Origin of the sequence: Bacteroides pyogenes (assembly GCF_014196225.1) — a bacterium.
Lineage (GTDB): Bacteria > Bacteroidota > Bacteroidia > Bacteroidales > Bacteroidaceae > Bacteroides > Bacteroides pyogenes_A.
The window spans coordinates 16,700-38,059 of sequence record NZ_JACIDI010000020.1 but is presented as its reverse complement, the minus strand read 5'-3'; the positions used below and the strand labels follow the sequence as shown (position 1 = coordinate 38,059).

Genomic DNA, 21,360 nt, shown 5'->3' with positions numbered 1-21,360 from the left:
GCCGTGTTTTTTTCAAAGCCCGCCGTGTTTTTTTCAAAGCCCGCCGTGTTTTTTTCAAAGCCCGCCGTGTTTTTTTCAAAGCCCGCCGTGTTTTTTTCAAAGCCCGCCGTGTTTTTTTTCAAAGCCTCCAATTGTTCTGCGGAAAACAAGGCAATCACTCCCGGAATCCATTCCACCGACTCAACTTCATGCGTCAATGGAGCTATCGCTTCCACGAACCCTTCGTCGGAAACGGTTACGACTTGCTGTTTCAGGAACCCTGTACCGGGCAAGTAAAGATAATGAGAGGCAAAATGTTTCATAATGAACAATCAGCGACGCGTTTGAGATCTCTGTTGGTGGATTCTGCGTTGATTTATTTCCCGCTCCTTTCTTTGCTGTTCCTGCTCTTCCTGAATATGGCGCTCCACTTCTATCTGCTCCTGCCTTTTTTCGGGACGAACACCTGTGCGTCTGCGGTTCATTTCTTCGGGAGACAAACGTATGGGATTTTCTTTAGGCTCGGCTTGCTGCAAAGAATCGGAGGGTTGCGCAGAAGGTTGCTGCTTCAACGAGTCGGTTTTCAGTTTTTCCGCCTTATTCACCGAGTCTCTCGCAGCGATGGAAAGCGTGTCCGTACAATGATAGCGAAGAAGGCTGAACCGGTCCGCCAACAGCGTTCCTCCTTGCAACGAATCGTTCGACGCATAATAAATAAAACCTTTCACTTCTCTTATCGTACCCAGAGTATCGGCAAACAGACGTATCCGGTAAACACCCGGGCCATCTATATGTTCCAAACGGCTGATCGTATCTTTGTCGTATACGATCTGCATCGCCATGGCAGCCCCTCCGGTCGAGTCCGCAGGCATCGTATGCAGGAAATGATACCGTGCCTCCCAAACCAATGTGTCGCGGTCTTTGTAATTCGAGTCGCCCGGCAACACGAACGTATAATAATTATTCAACTTTTTGCCGGTCAGCCGCAACATCCGCCTCCAAGGCCATACATCTATACTATCCCCCGGCTCGCTCATCTTCGGCTTTTTGTCGCGTAGCGCAATCAGATGATTTATTTCATCCTGATTGGCTTTCATCCGTTTATTGATTTTCTCATAAATTTTGGAAAGGACTTCCGTATTTCGCGTGTACCAGACAAGGGAAGAGTCGAACACGGCTTCCGTAGTGCCGTACTTTTGAAATACGGCGTCAATGTACAACACCTTTTTATAGCTTTCGTTATAAGGCAGATAATCGCCCATGGCTTTTGCAATATGATAATCATAAAGCAAGTTTTCCATTTCCGGCTCCGACAATACATTGTCGGGTCTTTTCACTTTGCATGCCGTTAAAGAAAACGCAAGAAACGAAACGAAACACAGATGAAACCAAAATTTATTTTTCATTGCTTACAGCCGCTTTTTCATCTCTACGGGATGAATGACAAGATTCGTTCAGGTATTTACTATAGAAAATCAACAAGGCGATAATGCCGCAACTGATGGCGGCGTCCGCAAAATTGAAAATCGGGCTGAAAAAGATGAAATGCTCTCCTCCCACAAACGGCATCCATGCCGGCCAATTGGTTTCAATAATCGGAAAATAGAACATATCTACCACTTTCCCGTAAAACCAACCGGCATATCCCCCGTCGTGGGGCATGAAAGAGGCTATCTGAGAATGGGTACTTTCATTGAAAACGACACCATAGAAAACACTGTCGATGATATTTCCCAAAGCGCCCGCCAGAATCAAGGAAACACAAACGATATATCCGGTTTTCAATCCTCGTTTGACAATTTTGTAAAGATACCAGCCGATAAGTCCGACGGCAAAAATACGAAAAGTAGTCAAAAAGAGCTTTCCGATAAATTCCATACCGAAAGCCATCCCGTTATTCTCAGTAAAATAAATATAAAACCAATCGGTCACTCGGATACTTTCGTGCCAATACATGTGAGTTTTAACCCATATTTTGATTACCTGGTCGATAATCAGCACCGAAAAGATAATGAGCAGGGCCGTTCTCCCTTTCGTAAAAAATTTCTTCATTATTTTCAATTGACAAAATTACAAACTGTGGACTACAGGCAAAACAACGAGCTACAAGTTGCCGTGCGTAAATATTGCGCAGCTACTTGTAGCTCGTCACTCGTAGCCTTCAGCTATCTGTTATCTTTTACCGCTGTTTTTAGCTTCGATGCTCAATGTAGCATGAGGAACAGCGCGCAAACGTTCTGCAGGAATCAGTTTTCCCGTTTCGCGACAGACACCGTAGGTTTTATTCTCTATACGAACCAAAGCGGCCTGCAATCCTTGGATGAATTTCAACTGGCGTTGTGCCAGGCGTGTCGTTTCTTCTTTAGAAAGCGTATTGGCTCCTTCTTCCAACACCTTATATGTGGGAGACGTATCGTCGGTGTCATTGCCGTCCAATCCCATCAAGCTCATTTTCAACTGTTCGTAATCACGCTGAGCCAACTCCAATTTATCCATTATGATGGCACGGAACTCCTCGAGCTCCGCATCCGAATATCTGGTTTTCTCTGCCATATCTTCACTGGTTTAAAAGGTTAATCAATATTTCATTCAGTATTATTCTTTCATTACATCTACAAACAACGAAAAATCATCGAAACTAAGTTCTACCCCATCTTTTACTTCGTCCGACAATTCGAGAGAGGTGCCTAAAACTTGGTTGCAAATATAGCCATTATATTCATTTACCGCATCATCTGTTTGCTTATTTTTCGAGATTGTGATTTTAATCTTGTCGGTTATCTCGAATCCGCTCGATTTGCGTATGTTCTGAATACGATTTACCAATTCACGGGCAATGCCTTCACGGCGAAGTTCTTCTGTAACCACTACTTCGAGCGCCACAGTCAGCTTGCCTTCGTTGGCAACCAACCAGCCGGGAATATCTTCGCTGATGATTTCCACATCCGACGCTTCGATTGTCGCTTCCATTCCGTCCAACGACAAGGTGTAACGGCCGTCTTTTTCCAGCCGGGCAATGGCTTCCTGAGACATTTCGGCTACGGAAGCGGCAACCGCCTTCATCTGCTTTCCGAATTTGGGTCCCATCTTCTTAAAGTCGCACTTCACTTTCTTCACCAGAATGCCTTGAGTATCGTCAACAAATTTAATGTCTTTTACATTCACCTCGCTCATGATCAGGTTTTTCACTGCCTCGATGTGCATTTTTTGCTCTTCATCCACCGCCGGTATCATAATGCATTGCAGCGGTTGACGCACTTTGATATTGACTTTACGGCGCAGAGCCAATACCATGGAGGTGACATCCTGCGCCATCTTCATACGGGCCTCCAATTCTCCGTTGATCATTTCTTCCCGGTATTGCGGGAATTGGGCCAAATGAACGGAAACAACCTGCTCATGGCCGGATGCGGCAATCAAATCGGTATAGAGACGATCGGCATAGAACGGGGAGATAGGAGCCATCAATTTGGCTACGGTTTCAAGGCAAGTATACAATGTCTGATAGGCGGAAAGCTTATCTTGCGTGAATTCGCCTCCCCAGAAACGTTTGCGGTTGAGACGCACGTACCAGTTAGATAAATTGTCGTTCACAAAATCGGCAATCAACCGGCCTGCCTTAGTAGGCTCATATTCGTTGTAGCAGTTGTCTACTTCCTTAATCAGGCTATTCAGTACCGATAAGATCCAGCGGTCGATTTCCGGACGCTCTTCCATCGGCACATCCGCTTCTTTATATTCGAATCCGTCTACATTGGCATAAAGCGCGAAGAACGAATATGTATTGTACAGTGTTCCGAAGAATTTGCGGCGGACCTCCTCTACTCCCTCCACATCGAACTTCAGGTTATCCCACGGGGAAGCATTGGTAATCATGTACCAACGCAACGGGTCGGAACCGTATTTCTCGATAGTGGCGAACGGATCGACCGCATTGCCCAAGCGCTTCGACATTTTGTTTCCATTCTTGTCGAGCACCAGTCCGTTGGAAATAACCGCTTTATACGAAACACTGTCGAAAACCATGGTCGCAATGGCGTGCAGAGTAAAGAACCAACCGCGTGTCTGGTCTACTCCTTCGGCAATGAAGTCGGCGGGATATACCTGACGGTTGTCCAACAATTCTTTGTTTTCGAACGGATAATGGATTTGAGCGTAAGGCATGGAACCCGAATCGAACCAAACGTCGATAAGGTCGGATTCGCGCTTCATGGGGCGGCCATCTTTAGAAACAAGAATAATATCGTCGACATACGGACGGTGAAGGTCGATCTTCTCATAGTTCGCTTCGGTGTATTCGCCCGGCACGAAACCTTTTTCCTTGTACGGATTCGACTTCATGAATCCGGCAGCCACCGATTTCTCTATTTCGTTATAAAGTTCTTCTACAGACTCGATACATTTTTCGTCCGAATAATCTTCTGTGCGCCAGATAGGAAGCGGCGTTCCCCAATAACGCGAACGGCTCAGGTTCCAGTCGTTCAGATTCTCCAGCCACTTGCCGAAACGTCCGGTTCCGGTAGATTCCGGTTTCCAGTTGATGGTTTTATTCAGTTCCATCATTCTTTCCCTGCAAGCAGTGGAACGAATAAACCAGCTGTCGAGCGGATAATAAAGTATCGGTTTGTCCGTACGCCAGCAATGCGGATAATTGTGGACATGCTTCTCGATCTTGAAAGCCAGATTGCTCATCTTCATCATCATGACAAGGGCGATATCCAGCGACTCCGCCGCCTGCGCCGCGTTCTCGTCGTACTTTCCGTCGACGGTAAACTGGGGATCGTAAGCATTCTTCACCCATGCTCCCTGATATTCCTTATATTTGTCTGCATCTATACATTCTTTGACGAATGTTTCGTCCAGTTCATCGAGAGTATAGAATTTGCCGGTGAGATCCACCATCGGGCGGGTCTCCCCTTTTTTATTGATCATGAAAAGAGAAGGGATGCCTGCCGCACGTGCCACATTGGCGTCGTCGGCACCGAAAGTAGGCGCGATGTGTACGATACCCGTACCGTCTTCCGTCGTTACATAATCGCCGGGAATGACACGGAAACCGTTATCGCTTCTCGTCCAGTTTCCTTCTTCGGATACTTCTACCGGCTTCACCCATGGAATCAACTGTTCGTATTCCATGCCGATAAGGTCGGTACCTTTATATTCGGCTATTACTCTGAAAGGTACGAGCTTGTCTCCCGCTTTATAATCTTCGAGCTTCAGCTCGGCAGCCTTCGGATTGAAGTGCGCGTTCAGCAACGCTTTTGCCAGAATCACGGTGATGGGATCGCCTGTATATGCGTTGTACGTCTGCACGGCAACGTAATCGATTTTCGGTCCTACGCAGAGTGCCGTATTCGAGGGCAGCGTCCACGGAGTCGTAGTCCAGGCGATAAAATAAGGAGTTCCCCATCCGGCCATTTCCGGTTTGGGATTTTTTATCTTAAACTGAGCGACAACAGTGGTATCTTTTACATCGCGATAGCATCCGGGCTGGTTCAACTCATGAGAGCTCAGGCCTGTTCCCGCAGCCGGCGAGTAAGGCTGAATGGTATATCCCTTGTATAGCAAACCTTTCTTGTAGAGCTGTTTCAGCAGCCACCATAAAGTTTCGATATAACGGTTGTCGTAGGTGATGTAAGGATGCTGCATATCCACCCAATACCCCATTTTATGTGTCAGGTCTTCCCACTCTTTGGTGTACTTCATCACCTCCTTGCGGCAGGCGGCATTATATTCGGCAACGGAAATCTTTTTTCCGATATCCTCTTTCGTAATGCCCAACGCTTTTTCCACGCCCAGCTCCACAGGAAGACCATGCGTATCCCAACCGGCTTTACGCTTTACCTGGTATCCTTTCATCGTTTTGTAACGGCAGAAGATATCTTTGATGGTACGAGCCATTACGTGGTGAATACCCGGCATACCGTTTGCCGAGGGGGGCCCTTCGAAAAAAACAAACGAAGGACAGCCTTCACGTTCTGTCATACTTTTGGCGAAAACATGGTTCTCGTCCCATTTCTTCAATACCTCTTTGTTCACCTGAGAGAGGTCAAACTGCGAATACTCAGTAAATCTCTTACCCATGAGTTTATTTATCTATTTAACTATTTTACAATTACCGTTTTAGGAATATCCCATTTTTAAGGGTGCAAAGTTACAAAAAACATTTATTTACTGATATAAAGACGAAAGGAAAAAATAAAATTCTTCTGTTTCCCGATCATTCGGAAGAAAAAAATCAGTTGCCCGACAGAGTGCGTTCGGACAACTGATTCAACTTTATTCAAGCAGAGCTTTATTTCAACAGACTATTTATATTACAATGTATATTTCATTGTAAAACAGCGATATAACAGATTGAATAACATTCGGAATTATATACGATACAGAAAGGAGATAGAATCGCTTTCCGAAGATTATGTTTTCTTTTTCCGGTATCGCCACTTTTTTCTCACAAACGATGCCGTAATCTGCTACAAGTCGTCTTCCAACGCGGTACTCTTTGCGTAAGCGGTGCTTTTCGCTTCGAAGAAATCGGTTTTCACCATGTTGGCATTCGAATATTGCGACACCCAATGCATGCTTTCCGGCTCTTTCCGGTTGTCTTCGTACAAAGGGTCGAAGCCGAGACTGCTCCAACGCAGATTTCCAAGGAAGCGAATGTAGTCGGCAATCATCTTCTTATTCAACCCTTGTATATGATCACCTATCACATATTGCCCCCAGTCTATTTCCTGCTGCACGCCTTCGCGCATCATGGCCTCGTATACTTCCACCTTATCGGGAGTGAACAAATCGGGTTCTTCTTTCTTCAGTTCCAGAATAATATTGCGGAACAACCAGAGATGCGTATTCTCATCACGGTTGATGTAGCGGATTTCCTGAGCCGATCCGGACATTTTCCCGTTGCGGCTCAGGTTGTAGAAAAACATAAAGCCGCTGTAAAAGTAAATGCCTTCGAGAATATAATTGGCGATGAGCGTCTTCATGAGCGTAAACCCGTCCTGACTCTCCTGAAACTCGTTATAGCAGTTGCCGATAAACGTATTCCGCTTCAGCAGATGCTCGTCGGTTTTCCATTGATACAGAATTTCATTCCGTTCTTCGGGGCTGCAAATCGTATCGAGCATATAACTGTAGCTCTGACTGTGCACACATTCCTGAAACGCCTGAATATGAAGGCAAAGGTTCACCTCGTTGGCCGTGATATACTCGCTGATGGTTGGCAGGTTGTTGCTCTGCAAAGAATCGAGGAACACGAGGAAACTCAGAATCTTGTCATACGCAGTCCGCTCCGCTTTGTCCAGATGCGGATAGTCTTTGGTATCTTGCGTTAAGTTGATTTCTTCGGGTATCCAGAAGTTGTTCATCGCCTGACGATACCAATCGCTTACCCACTTATAGCGCATGTTGTTGAAGTCGTTCAGGTTGGTTGTATTTCCCCCCACCATTCGCCTCAGCCGTATTTCCGTGTCGCCCTGCGGATTGAAGAGGGCATTCTTCTTTAATTTCTTGATTTCCATCATTCTATTTCTTTTTTATTTTTCTTCTTCTTTAAGATGCACAGCTTTCGCATTCTTCCACTTCCAGCGATTTGCCGCGCACGTAATACAGTGTCTTCACGCCGCACTCCCATGCCAGCAGATATAAGTCGAGAACCTGACGCATACTGAAATCATTGGTTATATAAAGGTTCAGACTTTGAGATTGGTCGATATGCAACTGACGAATGCCGGCGGCGCGGATGCTCCATTGCTGGTCGAGCAAGTAAGCTCCTTTGTACATCCAGAAAGTTTTGCCGGATAAAGCCGGAGCCACACGGGGAAGCATCGCCCCTTTCTTCTCCTCCAGAAAGAAGCGTTTCATTACCGGATCGATTCCTGCCGTAGTTCCCGCAATGATGCCGGTGCTGCTTGTAGGAGCGATAGCAAGCAAATAAGCGTTTCGCATGCCGCATGCGGCAACCTTTACCGCCAGTTCGTTCCAAGCCTGCGAAACGTACCCCCGTTTGGAGAAATAGGCTCCGGTCTGCCAGTCGCTTCCTTCGAAATAAGCATAGCTTCCTTTTTCTTTTGCCAGCTCGGCACTTGCTTCGATAGCGGCATAGTTGATGTTTTCGAATACCTGATCGGCAAAGCGGAGATGTTCTTCGCTCTCCCACGCAATGCCCCGAATCGCCAAAGCATGGTGATAACCGCTCACTCCCAGTCCGATGCTGCGATAGCGATGATTCGTTATCTTAGCGTAAGGAAGGGGATAAAAGTTCAGATCGATCACGTTATCGAGTGCGCGCACCACTGTCGCCACCTTCTCTTTCATCTGCTCCTTGTCTTCCAACGGCAGGTGTCCCAACGACAGGCTGGCAAGGTTGCATACGACAAAATCGCCGGGACGGAAAGTGTTTACCACGATCGTATCGCCCTCTTCCGACCGGATTTCGGTGGAAACCGTTTCTATGGGCGACATATTCTGGGCGATTTCCGTACACAGGTTGGAACAATAAATAATGCCGCGGTGGTTGTTGGGATTGGCCCGGTTCACCGTATCGCGGTTGAACGTGAACGGAGTGCCCGTTTCGACCGCCGATCGCAACGTCAGCCTCACGATATCCTTAATGCTGATGGTACGTTTGGAGATGCGGGCATCCTTTACACAGTCCAAGTATCTTTTCTCCCACTCTTTCCCGTAATAATCTTCCAGACAATAACCTTTGATTTTCAGAATCTCATTGGGACAGAATAAATGCCAAGTCTGGTTCAGATCCTCTTTGGCCATTTTCCAGAAGAGGTCGGGGTAGCAAACGGCCGGGAAGATGTCGTGCGCTTTCATGCGGTCGTCTCCGTTGTTCGTGCGGAGCTGTAAAAATTCGGGCAGGTCTTTGTGCCAAACATCGAGATAGACGGCTACGGCGCCTTGCCTCATACCCAGCTGATCGACCGCAACAGCCGTATCATTGACCAGTTTCATCCAGCGAATGACTCCGCCCGCCACTCCTTTAAAGCCGCGAATGTCACCGCCGGAGGCACGAACCTTACCGAAGTAAAGCCCCATTCCACCGCCGAACTTGCTGACGATCGCAAAGTTGTCGATACTTCTGTAGATTCCTTCCAGACTGTCGGGAACCGTATCGATGAAGCAACTGGAAAGCTGGTGATAAGGTTTACGCGCATTAGCCAGCGTCGGCGTAGCCATCGTCACTTCCAGCCGACTAAGCAAGTCGTAGAACTTACGAACCCACTGAAGCCTGTCGTTCTTTTCGGGCATCGCCAGATGCAACGCTATGCCGAGGTACATTTCCTGTACCGACTCCACCGGCTCGTGCGAATGGGTGCGGATGAGATAACGTTTCGCCAATAAATCCAGTCCCGAATAGTTCAGCAACTTATCCCGTTCGGGCTGCATAAAGCCGGCGGCCTCCTCAATCTCTTCCTGCGAATACGTGTTGAGTATATAGCTGCCATACAGTCCTTCTTTCGTAAGATAGCGCAATTTGTCGTAGAAAGAACCGATTCCCGCAGCTTCGGCTTGCCGTTCGAGCTTTGCCTTCAACTGATGGGCGAGCAGGCGCGCGGCGATGAACTCCCATGAAGGCGCATCCTGCGTGGTAAGTTCCACAGCCGCTTTGATAAGCGCTTCCAAACGTTCGTCGGTGGACATTTCCGGCTTGCAAAATCCGGAAAACTTCTCGGCAAGCAGGGTCAGGCTGTATTCGCTTTCGGGAAAATCCGCCTGTATGCCTTTAAGCACGTGCGTAATGCTTTCATCACGCAGTTCGCCTGCAATGTTGTTCAGTGCTTTTCTGCGCTCGGTGCGTTGCCAGCGATACAGGATATAGTTTTTGGCCTCGGCATAGAAACCGTGCTCCATCAACACCTTTTCTACTTCATCCTGTATCTTTTCTACGCTGCGATTGTCTATGCAGTCACGGACAAACGACTCCACTTCGCCGGCCATAGCGTAAATGACCTGATCGGCGACTTGCTGCCCGGTGCTGGAGAAACTTTTCCGCATGGCGACGGCAATCTTTTCTTTGTCGTAAAGCTCCGTCGTCCCATTTCTCTTGATTATTTCCATGAAACGTTTTTAATGAATTATGAAATCTTTCGCACTGCTTCCCTATCCCACGAGTAGAAACAGCCTTTGATGAACGGCAGGTCTTCTGACTGACTCCTCATTTCCGATACCTTCCCGGCGCTTCGTCTCCTCAAAGCAGCCAGTGGTTATTATAGTATTTATCGTAATTTATAAACGGAGCTTCACAGCAGCGGGACTGTCCGGGATTTGCACCCGATTCCCTTTTCATCCGGATAGAGGAAGAACTCTGCCCGGAACCAATTCGGCAGCAAAGATAATGGAATTTGGCATTTATTGCATCCAAGCCGGCACAAATCCTTTCTCTTTTTTCCGAAAGCGGCTTTTCTTTTCCGCACTTTTTCTTCCGCAAAGCATCTGCGCACCAACCTTTCCGTGCGATGGGGAAAGGCAGCGCAACACCCGGCGGAGGAAACGAACAAATATGTCCGGAAGCGCGCATCCGCAGCGGGCGCAAAAGAGATATGCCGACCTTACGACTCCCCCGCCTGGCATCCGCCGAACTCCCGAAGCCGTTTGGCTGCTATCCGTTTTTACTTTATCTTTACCGAAAATATATGAACGAAATGGAAAATCATCCGGTCATTTTATCCGTTGCCGGTTCCGACTGCTCCGGAGGAGCGGGAATACAGGCGGACATGAAGACAATCTCGGCATTGGGCGGGTATGCGGCAACCGCCATCACGGCGATTACCGTACAGAACACGTGGGGCGTAGCGGCGGTACATCCGGTTCCTGCGGATGTCGTACGCGGGCAAATAGAAGCGGTGATGGACGATCTGAAGCCTTCCGCCGTGAAAATCGGGATGATTTATGACGCCGATATGGTAGGAACCATAGCTGCCTGCCTGCGGAAATACCGTCCGGCACACGTTGTTTACGACCCGGTAATGGTATCTACCAGCGGGAAAAGGCTGATGACGGAAGAAGCCGTCGGAAGGGTGAAGCAGGAATTGTTGCCCCTCACCACCCTTGTCACGCCGAACCTTCACGAGGCGGAAATCCTTTCCGGCGAAACGGCGGAGGGCCTGCAAGAGATGCGGGAGGTTGCCCGTAAGCTGGCAGATACTTACCATACTTCGGTGTTGATAAAAGGAGGACATCTGCCGGGCGACAAGGCGTTCGACCTGCTTCGCGCCTCAGGCACAACGCTCGGCTACGAGCAACCGAAGATAGAAAGCCGCAATCTGCACGGAACGGGATGCACGCTTTCTTCCGCCATAGCCACTTATCTTGCGCGGGAATGTTCTTTGCAAGATTCGGTGCGGCAAGCGAAAGACTACATCACCCGCTCCATCCTCGCCGCAAAGGAACTGAACATCGGACACGGCAACGGTCCGTTGTGGCATTTCCACAAGTGAATTGCACAAAAAAAGGATTTTTGTGCCGTCGTATTGCAAAAAAGTATACCTTTGCGATGCAATTAACAATAAATTAAAATAGAAAAGACATGAAAGCATTCGTATTTCCCGGTCAAGGCGCCCAGTTTGTCGGAATGGGCAAAGACCTGTATGAGAATTCAGCTTTAGCAAAGGACTTGTTTGAAAAAGCCAATGGTATCCTCGGATACCGTATCACAGATATTATGTTCGAAGGAACGGACGAAGACCTCCGTCAGACAAAGGTAACCCAGCCTGCCGTGTTCCTGCATTCGGTTATTTCCGCGCTTTGCATGGGCGATGATTTCAAACCTGAAATGACCGCCGGGCATTCGCTCGGAGAGTTTTCGGCATTGGTGGCCGCCGGCGCGCTGAGCTTCGAAGACGGTTTGAAGCTGGTTTACGCACGTGCGATGGCGATGCAGAAAGCCTGCGAGAAAACGCCTTCTACAATGGCCGCCATCCTTGCGTTGCCCGACGAAAAGGTGGAAGAGATCTGCGCCTCAGTGTCTGCGGAAGGCGAAGTGTGCGTGGCTGCCAACTACAACTGCCCGGGACAAATCGTAATTTCCGGTTCGGTTCCCGGCATCGAGAAGGCGTGCGAACTGATGAAAGCAGCCGGAGCCAAACGCGCGTTGCCGTTGAAAGTCGGCGGAGCGTTTCATTCTCCGTTGATGGATCCCGCAAAGATAGAACTCGCCGCAGCCATCAATGCCACCCATTTCCACACTCCGAAATGCCCGGTATACCAAAATGTAGACGCTTTGCCGCACACCGATCCGGAGGAAATCAAGCAGAATCTGGTGGCGCAACTCACCGCTCCCGTACGTTGGACACAGACTGTTGTAAAAATGATAGCCGACGGCGCGACAGACTTCACCGAGTGCGGTCCCGGCGCAGTGCTTCAAGGGTTGATTAAAAAGATCGACTCTACCGCAAATGCGCACGGTATCGAATAAACAGGCGTAACTTCGGGAGATTCGTTTCGCCGAAAAGCAAATCGGCTCGAAACCAAGCGAAAAGCGGCAGAGAGCGAAAAGAAATTTTGCGGGAAACGAAAAACGAATCGGCGGGGAACCTGACGAGAAATTTCCCAAACGCGCAACGTGGATTGATACAATAATCACAAGATTTATAAGCGAGTGATTATTTAGTTTCCAATTTTACTCCATGCGGATTTATACAATGACCGCAAGCTCAAGGGCTTGTCTCCTATGTATAAATCCGCATTTTTCTGTTTCCGCCATACGGAATCCCGTTAATTCCACTGCTTCACCGGATTCGTCCCGGCGGTTTTAAAAGTCGTGGTTTGTGTCAGTAAAACCTAACGCTTCATCCGGTTAGAAACTCTTCCCGATTGACGAAAGTCCGGCGCAGGACAGATGAAAATTCCACCTGCTCTTAAATAGAGAGTCTATTGGGGCCGAATAGAAGTTCTGTTTACTCCGGACAGAAGCTCTGTTTTCGAAGAATAGTACCTCTGATTTCGAAGAACAGCACCTCTGATTTCGCAGAACAGAGCTTTGGCTTTCATCAGTGAGAAGCTCTGTTTTCACCCGGCAAAAGCTCTACATCACCTCGACAGAGTCTTCGTTTTTAATCCGACAAAGTGATAGCTTTCATCAAAAGCCTGCCGATTCAGTCCGGCAGAATCATGCTCTTTCTTCCAGACAAAGTTTGTCTACGAGCACACCTATTTCAACACATCCCGCAGAGAATCACACTTTTTCGGGAAAAATCTCCCCGCTTCAAACCGGCAAAACCCCTGTTCCGTTCCCGAAAAAAGCAACGCCCCAATTTGGAACACTTCTGTTTGTTCAAAACCTGTTCTCCTCAAGCTTTCCGGAAAATCTTGTTTCAGACTGCTGCGCCTCTGTTTCTTTCCCCAAAAAGAAGATGAATGAGGCATCCCTCTCCTCCATCGCATCCAAAATCTGCCACAAATCCGCCGATCCATCACCCTCGAAGAGAGCTTTCGCCAGCATACTGCCACTCGGAATACGTATTGCCGCCCGATTCACAGCGCAGAAAACCTCAAACAACGCCATATCATCGCAGTTTCAACCGTATATCCGTTCGGCCGGATTGCAAATCGGACAAAAAACTATCCCCTATCCTTCCGTTACTTTCAATAAATTCATTAAATTCGTGGCGAAGTAAATGAAAAGCAAGAGTAGTTAGTTATGAACGAGAAATGGAATAGCCGAAAATATCAGATAGGCTATGCGCTAAGCGGGGGATTTATCAAAGGATTTGCTCATTTGGGAGTCATGCAGTCCTTGTTGGAACACGACATCAGACCGGATATCATCTCCGGAGTAAGCGCGGGCGCGCTTGCGGGGGTGTTCTGCGCCGACGGCAACGAGCCTTATCAGGTTATCGAATATTTTGCAGGACATAAGTTTCTCGACCTTACCAAACTTACGATTCCTAAAAGGGGATTATTCGAATTGAGCGAATTTATGGACTTTCTTCGCACCCATCTGAGGGCCCAACGAATGGAGGAGCTGCAAATACCGCTGATTGTCACAGCCACCGACCTCGACCACGGGCGCATGGTACACTTTCATCGCGGGCCGATAGCCGAACGCATCGCAGCCTCCTGCTGCATGCCCGTGATGTTCGCCCCCGTGAAAATAAACGGTACGAACTACGTAGACGGGGGGCTCCTGATGAATCTTCCCGTTTCTACCCTTCGCAGAGTATGCGACAAGGTGGTCGGGGTAAACGTAAGCCCGCTCATGGCGGAAGACTATAAAATGAATATCCTGACCATCGCCATGCGTTCTTTCCACTTCATGTTCCGCGCAAACACTTTTCCCGAAAGAGCAAAATGCGACTTGCTGATCGAGCCGTACAACCTGAACGGATATAGCAACACGGAACTGGAAAAAGCGGAAGAAATATTCAATCAGGGATACGAAACCGCCAACCGGCTGCTCGGCTCGTTGCTCGAAGAGAAAGGGAAAATATGGAAGTAAAGCCGTTGCGCTTTGCAATACCCAAAAAGAATATCGACACTGAAGAAAAAAACAACATAATGGACAACGAAAAGAAAATCATCATCTATCAGGTTTTTACCCGCCTGTTCGGAAACAACAACAACCATTGCGTGCGCAACGGGGATATCGTTACCAACGGTTGCGGTAAAATGGGAGACTTTACGCTCAAGGCTTTGGGAGAAATCAAAAAGACGGGAGCGACGCATATCTGGTATACCGGCATCATCGAGCATGCCACGCAGACCGATTACCGCCGCTACAACATCCGCCCCGACCATCCCGCCATCGTGAAAGGAAAAGCAGGCTCGCCCTACGCCATTAAGGATTATTACGATGTAGACCCAGATCTGGTGAACGACATACCCGAACGGATGAAGGAATTCGAGAATCTGGTTCGCCGCACGCACCGTGCAGGACTAAAGGTGATAATCGATTTCGTTCCGAACCACGTGTCGCGTCAGTACCATTCGGACATGCAACCCGACGGGACTGTAAACCTCGGAGCCAACGACGACCCGGCGCAATCATTCAGTCCTTACAATAACTTTTATTACATTCCCAAAGCCGAACTCCGCGGACAATTCGACATGACGGCGGGAGCAGCGGAACCTTACCGGGAGTTTCCCGCCAAGGCGACAGGCAACAACCGGTTCGACGCGACGCCAACGGTGAACGACTGGTATGAAACCATAAAGCTGAATTATGGCATAGACTATCAGAACGGAGGCACGTGCCACTTCTCGCCCACTCCGGATACATGGTTCAAAATGTTGGACATACTGCTGTTCTGGGCTTCGAAAAAGATAGACGCTTTCCGGTGCGACATGGCGGAAATGGTTCCCGTAGAGTTCTGGGAATGGGCGATTCCACAAGTAAAAGAGGCTTATCCCGACATCCTTTTCATCGCCGAAGTCTACAATCCCGCCGAATACCGTAATTATCTGCAACGGGGAAAATTCGATTACCTGTACGATAAAGTCGGCTTGTACGAAACACTTCGCAATGTAATCTGCGGCTTTCAGTCGGCAACAGCCATCACCCAATGTTGGCAAAGCCTGAACGGAATAGAGAAACAGATGCTCAACTTCCTCGAAAACCACGACGAGCAGCGCATCGCTTCCGATTTCTTTGCGGGAAACCCGCGCAAAGGTATTCCGGGTCTCATCGTTTCGGCCTGCATGAACACCAATCCGATGATGATCTATTTCGGACAGGAATTCGGCGAACGGGGCATGGACAACGAAGGATTCAGCGGTAAAGACGGGCGAACCACCATATTCGACTATTGGAGCGTGGACACCATCCGAAGGTGGCGGAACGGAGGCAAGTTCGACGGAAAGATGTTATCCGAAGAACACAAGCGTTTGTACACCGTCTACCGGAAAGTGCTCACCCTTTGCAACGAAGAGCAAGCCATCGCTCAAGGGCTTTTCTTCGATCTGATGTACGCGAATATCAACGGATGGAAGTTCAACGAACACAGGCAGTACACATTCATGCGGAAGTTCGGCAATGAGTTGTTGTTTTTTGTAGTCAACTTCGACAGCCAGCCGGTCGACGTTGCCATCAACATACCTTCGCACGCTTTCGACTATCTGCAAATGCCGCAGACCGACGTCTGCAAAGCCACCGAACTGCTGACCGGAAAAGAGGAAGAAATCAGTCTGCTGCCGTATAAAGCCACAGAAGTATCCGTAGGCGGATACAGCGGCAAAATACTGAAAATCATCTTTTGACGGCTTATTCGGGGATATATCACAAAACAACAGCTTTACACCGCCCCGTCGGAATCCCGACACGAGAACAACCGGTGTAAAGCTGTCGCCTGTATCCTACACATCTCCGCTCGCCTACTTCTTCTTCCTCAGCACCACTGCGGTACGGGCGGGGATATAAAGTTTCAGCCATTCTTTCTTTTCTTTCTTATACAGAGGGTCGGCGATGGTAAAGTGAACGACGGAATCATCGGCGAAACCGTTTCCGCCAAACGACACGCTGTCCGTATTCAAGATTGCTTCATACGCTCCGGGAGCAACGAGGAAACCATAGTCGGTAAACGACTGCTTCGGATTGAAGTTGAATACAAACAGCAAATCCTTGCGCGCGTAAGCCAGAATCTGATCGCCGTCGTTGTGCCAGATTTCCTGAACCGGCGTTGCCTGAAAGTCCTTCACGCTTTTGATGGCCTTCAGCATTTCCCTGTCGAAATCCCCCAGATAGTGATAAGCCAGATTCTTATTGTCCACCAAATCCCACTGACGGCGGGCGTACTTATACGACCATCCGTTTCCTTCACGCGGGAAATCGATCCATTCGGGATGCCCGAACTCGTTTCCCATAAAGTTGAGATAACCGCCGTTGATAGTGGATGCGGTCAACAAGCGAATCATTTTGTGCAAAGCTATTCCTCTGTGAACCACATAATTCTCGTCTCCCTTCTGCATGTGCCAATACATATCGGCATCGATCAGGCGGAAAATGATCGTCTTATCGCCTACCAATGCCTGATCATGACTTTCGGTATACGAAACGGTCTTTTCGTCCCGACGGCGATTGGTCACTTCCCAGAACATGCTCGAAGGCTTCCAGTCCTCGTCCACTTTCTCTTTGATCGTTTTAATCCAGTAATCGGGAATATTCATCGCCATGCGGTAATCGAATCCGTAGCCGCCGTCTTCCGCTTTGGCGGCAAGTCCCGGCATCCCCGATACTTCTTCGGCAATGGTTATCGCCTTCGGGTTCACCTGATGAATCAACTTATTGGCCAACGTCAGATAACAAATGGCATTATCATCCTGATGACCGTTGAAGTAATCGCCGTAATTGCAAAAAGCCTCGCCCAATCCGTGACTGTAATAAAGCATGGAAGTAACTCCGTCGAAGCGGAACCCGTCGAATTTGTACTCTTCCAACCAATATTTACAGTTAGACAGCAGGAAGTGAATCACTTCGTTTTTGCCGTAATCAAAGCATAGAGAGTCCCAAGCCGGATGCTCACGCTGCTCGCCCTGATAAAAATACTGATGAGGATCGCCGGCAAAATTGCCCAATCCTTCCACTTCATTCTTCACGGCATGCGAATGTACGATATCCATGATGACGGCAATGCCCATTTCATGAGCCGTATCGATGAGTTCTTTCAGCTCATCGGGAGTGCCGAATCTTGAAGAGGCTGCGAAGAAGTTGGAAACGTGATAACCGAAACTTCCGTAGTAAGGATGCTCCTGTATGGCCATAATCTGAATACAGTTGTATCCGTCTTCGGCTACACGCGGAAGAATTTTTTCGCGGAATTCGGCATAGCTGCCTACCTTCTCTTCGTTTTGCGCCATTCCGATGTGGCATTCGTAAATAAGCAAAGGAGAAGTGTTCGGCTTGAACGCTTTCTTTCTGAATCGATACGGATTCTCGGGCGCCCATACCTGTGCGCTGAATATATGAGTGCGTTCATCCTGAACCACATAATTGGCCCATGCCGGAATGCGTTCGCCCTGTCCGCCTTCCCAATAGATGTTCAGCTTGTACAAATCGCCGTGATGAATAGCTTCTTCGGGGAGATTGATTTCCCAGTTTCCGTTTTTCAGCTTTTTCAGCTTATAAGCAGCCTGTTCTTCCCAGTTATTGAATGTGCCTACAAGATAAATATGTGTAGCGTTTGGCGCCCATTCACGGAAAACCCATCCTTGCACTGTGCGATGCAATCCAAAATAAAGATAACCCGAAGCAAAGTCGGCAAGGCTTTGCTTCCCTTTGTCGGTCAACTCGGCTTCCTTTTTCAACGCATGCCCGTAACGACAGATAATCGCTTCGGCATAAGGTTCCAGCCAGGGATCATTTTTAATAAGATTCAGAGTCTTTTCCATATCAGAGCAGAATAAAAGGTTATGCTTTCACTTTTACGATTACTTTTTTCACGCCGTCGGGGGTAATGCCGGGCGCATGTCCGTCTTGCGGAAAGAAGATAGCGAACATCCCCGGTTTCAGGGAAACGTAGGTTTCGGCCGCTCCGTCGAAAAATACGATATCGTCTTCGGCATTAAACGGAGCGTCTGCCGGAACACAACGGGCCAAAGGAGTATACCCGATGACTTCAGTTCCCGACAAAGGCAGCTGAATATCGATAAACTCCCTGTGGGCTTCGAGCCTGGCTTCTTCTTTCTTTTTAGGCTTTGTCCGGACGATATTGACTACCAGCTCTTTCCCTTTCACTTCTGTTTTGCCCGCTTCCATGGCTTGCAGGTCGTGCGATTTCAAAAACTCGACAGCTTGTGCGAACAAAGGATTCAAAGCCACGTATTTCTCAATGTTTTCTAACGTATCTACTATCATAATAATCTCTCTTTTTAATGTATATATTTTAAAGTTTCAGTCATTCGAAATCATCGATGGTATAGTTGATAAAATCGGCAAAACGCTTGAATTGCCTGAACACCTTTTCTATTTCGTCCAAAGCGCCGGGACGGGTGAAAAAGTCGTCGGGCACTTCATGCGCGCAAATATATTGCTTGCACTTCAAATAGTCGATGTAAGGAAAGTCTTTCGGAAATCCTTTCGGAGCAGTCTTCAGAAAATCATCGCCCACAACGGGAAAATATGTTTTAAACTCCGGATCTTCTACAATCGAGATGTATTCTTCCACGTTGTCGTAAATAGATTGTCTGACGGCTTTCAACACATTCGGGGGCAAGCAGTAGCTTCCTCCCGCGAGCATACACCCGCCGGGCTGCAAATGTATATAATAACCGCAATGATCGGATTTCTTGCCTTTCGCATTGATGTAGCCGCCGAAATGATTCTTGTAAGGGGTTTTATCGGCAGAGAAGCGTGTGTCGCGGTAAATACGGTACGTACAGTCTTTCGGCCGGATTCCCCGGATTGTTTCGTCGAAGAGTGAGAGACGTCCGATGACGGCCTCCAGCAATTTATCAAACTCATTGCGGGCTGTCTCATATTCTTCCCGGTGTTCGTTAAACCATTCGCGATTGTTGTTCGCCGAAAGATCTTTTAAAAACCGGAAGATAAAAGGTGCATTCATTTTAATTGTTTTCAATGATTCACCTACAAACGTACGAATTTTATTTTAAAAAACACACAAAACAGGCAATTATCGCTATAGCATTAAGCTGTTTCCGTCCACCGGAATAATGAGTCGCTCCCAATCGATCAGGGCATTGAACAGCATGATACGTGAAAAGCAGCCTAATTGCAGCCACGTGATTTCCCGTTCTACGATCAGACCTTTATCCAAAAGTTCCGCACGCTTGGTACCTTTCAGCAAAGGAAAAGCCGGAGTACACCACTTGTTGCCGTCGTAAAGGGCCACATTGGCTATCGAAGTGTCCGTCAGGTATCCGTTCCTCACAATCAATACATCATCTGCCCGACCTCTTTGCCCGAACAAAGCATTCAGTTCGCTCCGGTCGGCACTTTTATAAGTATAGTCGATCGTGTCCGAAGCAATCAGGCGCAAGGAACTTACCTCCCTCATCCGGTAAGGAGCGTATGTCACCTCTTCAATCTCTTCGCCGTACACCACACGGCATTTATAAACGCCTTCCGCAGAAGGTGGCGAGACCATATCGGACAGGGCAACCGGAGCGGAATCTTTCCCGAAAGCCGCACGCGTGCGGTTGAACCGCGCGGCATGATAGTCGAGATTGCATATCCGTCCGTTCTCTATCCTGATGGTTTCAATAAATAGGCACATATACTTTTTGCTTCATTTCATCATACTCGCTTTTCGCTTCACTCCGGCAAGTGATGCCGCCCCCGCTTTTGAAAAAGAGCTTTCCTCCCTCCTGCTCCACAAAACGTATCATGACGGCGCTATCCAGTACGTCGCCATCGAAATATCCCATGACTCCGGTATAAAACCCTCTTTCGTAAGTTTCCGCCTCGGCGATAATCTCCGTTGTCTTCTTTTTAGGCGCGCCGGTAATCGATCCCGCAGGCAAAAGCCGAAAGACAATTTCTCCCAGTCTTTCCTGAAAACGCTCCGGCAAAACTCCCTGAATTTCGGAACTTGTTTGAAGAATCCTTCCCCGATTGGTCTGCAACTCGTCTATATATCGGTAGCGGGATACCGCGACTTGTTCGGCTACCATGCTCAGGTCGTTGCGGATCAAATCGACAATGGTGGCATGTTCGGCAGTTTCCTTCGGGTCTTCCATCAACATCCGGGCCGCATCGGGCAGAGTGGCGTCGATGGTTCCTTTCATCGGATAAGAACTTATTCTCCCCTGCCGTATCCGGACGAATATTTCGGGAGAGAAAACAGTGAACGAGTCTTTTACCCAAAGTTTATACAACGCTTTCGACCGGAAGAAAATGTCTTTCAAACTCAGATTTGTCTCTATCGGGGTGCAACAAGTCAGGTTGGTCAGAAAACTGTTTCCCGCCAGAATATTTTGCCTGACCACCTGAAACGAACGCCGGTATGCTTCGAAAGATTCCGGAAAAGATTTCCATAAAACGGGTTCCGCCGAAGGAACCGAACACTCTCTTCGGTCTTTCCCGCTAAGGTTGCTGAAGCCGTTCAGGTCATACAGCACTTCGTTGCCGTCTACCGACGACACTTCTTCTATATAAGAGGCGTTCCGGGCATAATTAATAATAAAAACGAAGGGTGAACCGCTCTTCCCCAATTCATTCATCCGACCGATAGCCTGATTTTTGGTATATAATCGCATATAGCTTTCTTCTTGTTGAAACAAAATAAAGATGAGCAAATGTACGAAACAGAATGCGATAAAAAAACACATAAGGTTGCTTTTTTATTCGTTACCGTGGTTCGGAAAAAAGGCGGCGGGCTTTGAAAAAAACACGGCGGGCTTTGATTACAAACACGGCGGGCTTTGAAAACAAAGACGGGCGAGTTTCAGAATCAAGCATGACAGGCTTAGAGATGA

Annotated in this window: 16 protein-coding genes, 1 pseudogene and 1 riboswitch; of the genes and pseudogenes, 5 read left to right on the top strand and 12 right to left on the bottom strand. The window is 48.1% G+C overall.

Annotated features, from left to right (window positions below):
* From GGR07_RS11865 to GGR07_RS11835, 7 genes and pseudogenes are all read right to left on the bottom strand, one after another.
* A pseudogene (locus tag GGR07_RS11865) lies at window positions 1-302 on the bottom strand (hypothetical protein); the annotation flags it as partial.
* A gap of 9 nt (window positions 303-311) precedes the next feature.
* Window positions 312-1,385 carry a DUF4296 domain-containing protein gene (locus GGR07_RS11860; RefSeq protein ID WP_034543720.1) on the bottom strand — a complete coding sequence of 358 codons (1,074 nt, stop codon included), beginning with the start codon at window positions 1,383-1,385 and terminating at the stop codon, window positions 312-314.
* Window positions 1,375-2,031 carry a lipoprotein signal peptidase gene (locus GGR07_RS11855; RefSeq protein ID WP_034543721.1) on the bottom strand — a complete coding sequence of 219 codons (657 nt, stop codon included), beginning with the start codon at window positions 2,029-2,031 and terminating at the stop codon, window positions 1,375-1,377. The genes GGR07_RS11860 and GGR07_RS11855 overlap by 11 nt, the downstream gene beginning before the upstream one ends.
* Before the next feature lie 120 nt (window positions 2,032-2,151).
* Window positions 2,152-2,532, bottom strand: a complete 381-nt coding sequence (locus GGR07_RS11850) for a TraR/DksA family transcriptional regulator (protein WP_021647013.1) — start codon at window positions 2,530-2,532, stop codon at window positions 2,152-2,154.
* A gap of 42 nt (window positions 2,533-2,574) precedes the next feature.
* Complete coding sequence (gene ileS / locus GGR07_RS11845) at window positions 2,575-6,063, bottom strand: isoleucine--tRNA ligase (protein ID WP_122056602.1); 3,489 nt, start codon at window positions 6,061-6,063, stop codon at window positions 2,575-2,577.
* Between the two features lie 389 nt (window positions 6,064-6,452).
* Window positions 6,453-7,502 (bottom strand): ribonucleotide-diphosphate reductase subunit beta, encoded by a 1,050-nt coding sequence (locus tag GGR07_RS11840; protein ID WP_034543726.1) that lies wholly within the window; start codon window positions 7,500-7,502, stop codon window positions 6,453-6,455.
* Between the two features lie 31 nt (window positions 7,503-7,533).
* Window positions 7,534-10,053 (bottom strand): ribonucleoside-diphosphate reductase subunit alpha, encoded by a 2,520-nt coding sequence (locus GGR07_RS11835; RefSeq protein ID WP_122056603.1) that lies wholly within the window; start codon window positions 10,051-10,053, stop codon window positions 7,534-7,536.
* A gap of 58 nt (window positions 10,054-10,111) precedes the next feature.
* Window positions 10,112-10,330: riboswitch (cobalamin riboswitch) on the bottom strand.
* A gap of 307 nt (window positions 10,331-10,637) precedes the next feature.
* Between GGR07_RS11835 and thiD the strand changes: the two genes are divergently transcribed.
* From thiD to GGR07_RS11810, 5 genes are all read left to right on the top strand, one after another.
* On the top strand, window positions 10,638-11,432 hold the full coding sequence (gene thiD / locus GGR07_RS11830; protein WP_034543727.1) for a bifunctional hydroxymethylpyrimidine kinase/phosphomethylpyrimidine kinase: 795 nt from the start codon (window positions 10,638-10,640) through the stop codon (window positions 11,430-11,432).
* An 89-nt stretch (window positions 11,433-11,521) separates the two neighbouring features.
* Window positions 11,522-12,409 (top strand): ACP S-malonyltransferase, encoded by an 888-nt coding sequence (gene fabD, locus GGR07_RS11825; protein WP_021647005.1) that lies wholly within the window; start codon window positions 11,522-11,524, stop codon window positions 12,407-12,409.
* A 937-nt stretch (window positions 12,410-13,346) separates the two neighbouring features.
* Entirely contained in the window at window positions 13,347-13,610 is a 264-nt protein-coding gene (locus GGR07_RS11820; RefSeq protein ID WP_021647002.1) for a hypothetical protein, read from the top strand.
* Between the two features lie 23 nt (window positions 13,611-13,633).
* Window positions 13,634-14,431: a patatin-like phospholipase family protein gene (locus GGR07_RS11815; RefSeq protein WP_021647001.1), complete on the top strand. Its 798-nt coding sequence runs from the start codon at window positions 13,634-13,636 to the stop codon at window positions 14,429-14,431.
* A 59-nt stretch (window positions 14,432-14,490) separates the two neighbouring features.
* On the top strand, window positions 14,491-16,188 hold the full coding sequence (locus tag GGR07_RS11810) for an alpha-amylase family protein (RefSeq protein WP_034543728.1): 1,698 nt from the start codon (window positions 14,491-14,493) through the stop codon (window positions 16,186-16,188).
* Window positions 16,189-16,302: 114 nt separating this feature from the next.
* Here GGR07_RS11810 and GGR07_RS11805 read toward each other — a convergent pair whose 3' ends face one another.
* From GGR07_RS11805 to GGR07_RS11785, 5 genes are all read right to left on the bottom strand, one after another.
* Entirely contained in the window at window positions 16,303-18,315 is a 2,013-nt protein-coding gene (locus tag GGR07_RS11805) for an alpha amylase C-terminal domain-containing protein (protein WP_034543723.1), read from the bottom strand.
* A 19-nt stretch (window positions 18,316-18,334) separates the two neighbouring features.
* Window positions 18,335-18,781, bottom strand: coding sequence for a YhcH/YjgK/YiaL family protein (locus tag GGR07_RS11800; RefSeq protein WP_021646998.1), 447 nt, complete (start codon window positions 18,779-18,781; stop codon window positions 18,335-18,337).
* A gap of 40 nt (window positions 18,782-18,821) precedes the next feature.
* Window positions 18,822-19,487 carry a DUF2461 domain-containing protein gene (locus tag GGR07_RS11795; protein ID WP_021646997.1) on the bottom strand — a complete coding sequence of 222 codons (666 nt, stop codon included), beginning with the start codon at window positions 19,485-19,487 and terminating at the stop codon, window positions 18,822-18,824.
* 75 nt (window positions 19,488-19,562) lie between these two features.
* On the bottom strand, window positions 19,563-20,159 hold the full coding sequence (locus tag GGR07_RS11790; RefSeq protein ID WP_021646996.1) for an aminotransferase class IV family protein: 597 nt from the start codon (window positions 20,157-20,159) through the stop codon (window positions 19,563-19,565).
* The gene (locus GGR07_RS11785) at window positions 20,143-21,141 is read right to left on the bottom strand and encodes an aminodeoxychorismate synthase component I (RefSeq protein ID WP_021646995.1); all 999 of its coding nucleotides are present in this window, start codon (window positions 21,139-21,141) and stop codon (window positions 20,143-20,145) included. Before GGR07_RS11785 ends, GGR07_RS11790 begins: the two co-directional genes overlap by 17 nt.
* Window positions 21,142-21,360 lie beyond the last annotated feature (219 nt).

Excerpts from the sequence above, each read along its gene's own strand:
- GGR07_RS11860 (WP_034543720.1), bottom strand. The coding sequence starts at position 1,385 with ATGAAAAATAAATTTTGGTTTCATCTGTGTTTCGTTTCGTTTCTTGCG.
- GGR07_RS11855 (WP_034543721.1), bottom strand. The coding sequence starts at position 2,031 with ATGAAGAAATTTTTTACGAAAGGGAGAACGGCCCTGCTCATTATCTTT.
- GGR07_RS11850 (WP_021647013.1), bottom strand. The coding sequence starts at position 2,532 with ATGGCAGAGAAAACCAGATATTCGGATGCGGAGCTCGAGGAGTTCCGT.
- ileS (WP_122056602.1), bottom strand. The coding sequence starts at position 6,063 with ATGGGTAAGAGATTTACTGAGTATTCGCAGTTTGACCTCTCTCAGGTG.
- GGR07_RS11840 (WP_034543726.1), bottom strand. The coding sequence starts at position 7,502 with ATGGAAATCAAGAAATTAAAGAAGAATGCCCTCTTCAATCCGCAGGGC.
- GGR07_RS11835 (WP_122056603.1), bottom strand. The coding sequence starts at position 10,053 with ATGGAAATAATCAAGAGAAATGGGACGACGGAGCTTTACGACAAAGAA.
- thiD (WP_034543727.1), top strand. The coding sequence starts at position 10,638 with ATGGAAAATCATCCGGTCATTTTATCCGTTGCCGGTTCCGACTGCTCC.
- fabD (WP_021647005.1), top strand. The coding sequence starts at position 11,522 with ATGAAAGCATTCGTATTTCCCGGTCAAGGCGCCCAGTTTGTCGGAATG.
- GGR07_RS11820 (WP_021647002.1), top strand. The coding sequence starts at position 13,347 with ATGAATGAGGCATCCCTCTCCTCCATCGCATCCAAAATCTGCCACAAA.
- GGR07_RS11815 (WP_021647001.1), top strand. The coding sequence starts at position 13,634 with ATGAACGAGAAATGGAATAGCCGAAAATATCAGATAGGCTATGCGCTA.
- GGR07_RS11810 (WP_034543728.1), top strand. The coding sequence starts at position 14,491 with ATGGACAACGAAAAGAAAATCATCATCTATCAGGTTTTTACCCGCCTG.
- GGR07_RS11805 (WP_034543723.1), bottom strand. The coding sequence starts at position 18,315 with ATGGAAAAGACTCTGAATCTTATTAAAAATGATCCCTGGCTGGAACCT.
- GGR07_RS11800 (WP_021646998.1), bottom strand. The coding sequence starts at position 18,781 with ATGATAGTAGATACGTTAGAAAACATTGAGAAATACGTGGCTTTGAAT.
- GGR07_RS11795 (WP_021646997.1), bottom strand. The coding sequence starts at position 19,487 with ATGAATGCACCTTTTATCTTCCGGTTTTTAAAAGATCTTTCGGCGAAC.
- GGR07_RS11790 (WP_021646996.1), bottom strand. The coding sequence starts at position 20,159 with ATGTGCCTATTTATTGAAACCATCAGGATAGAGAACGGACGGATATGC.
- GGR07_RS11785 (WP_021646995.1), bottom strand. The coding sequence starts at position 21,141 with ATGCGATTATATACCAAAAATCAGGCTATCGGTCGGATGAATGAATTG.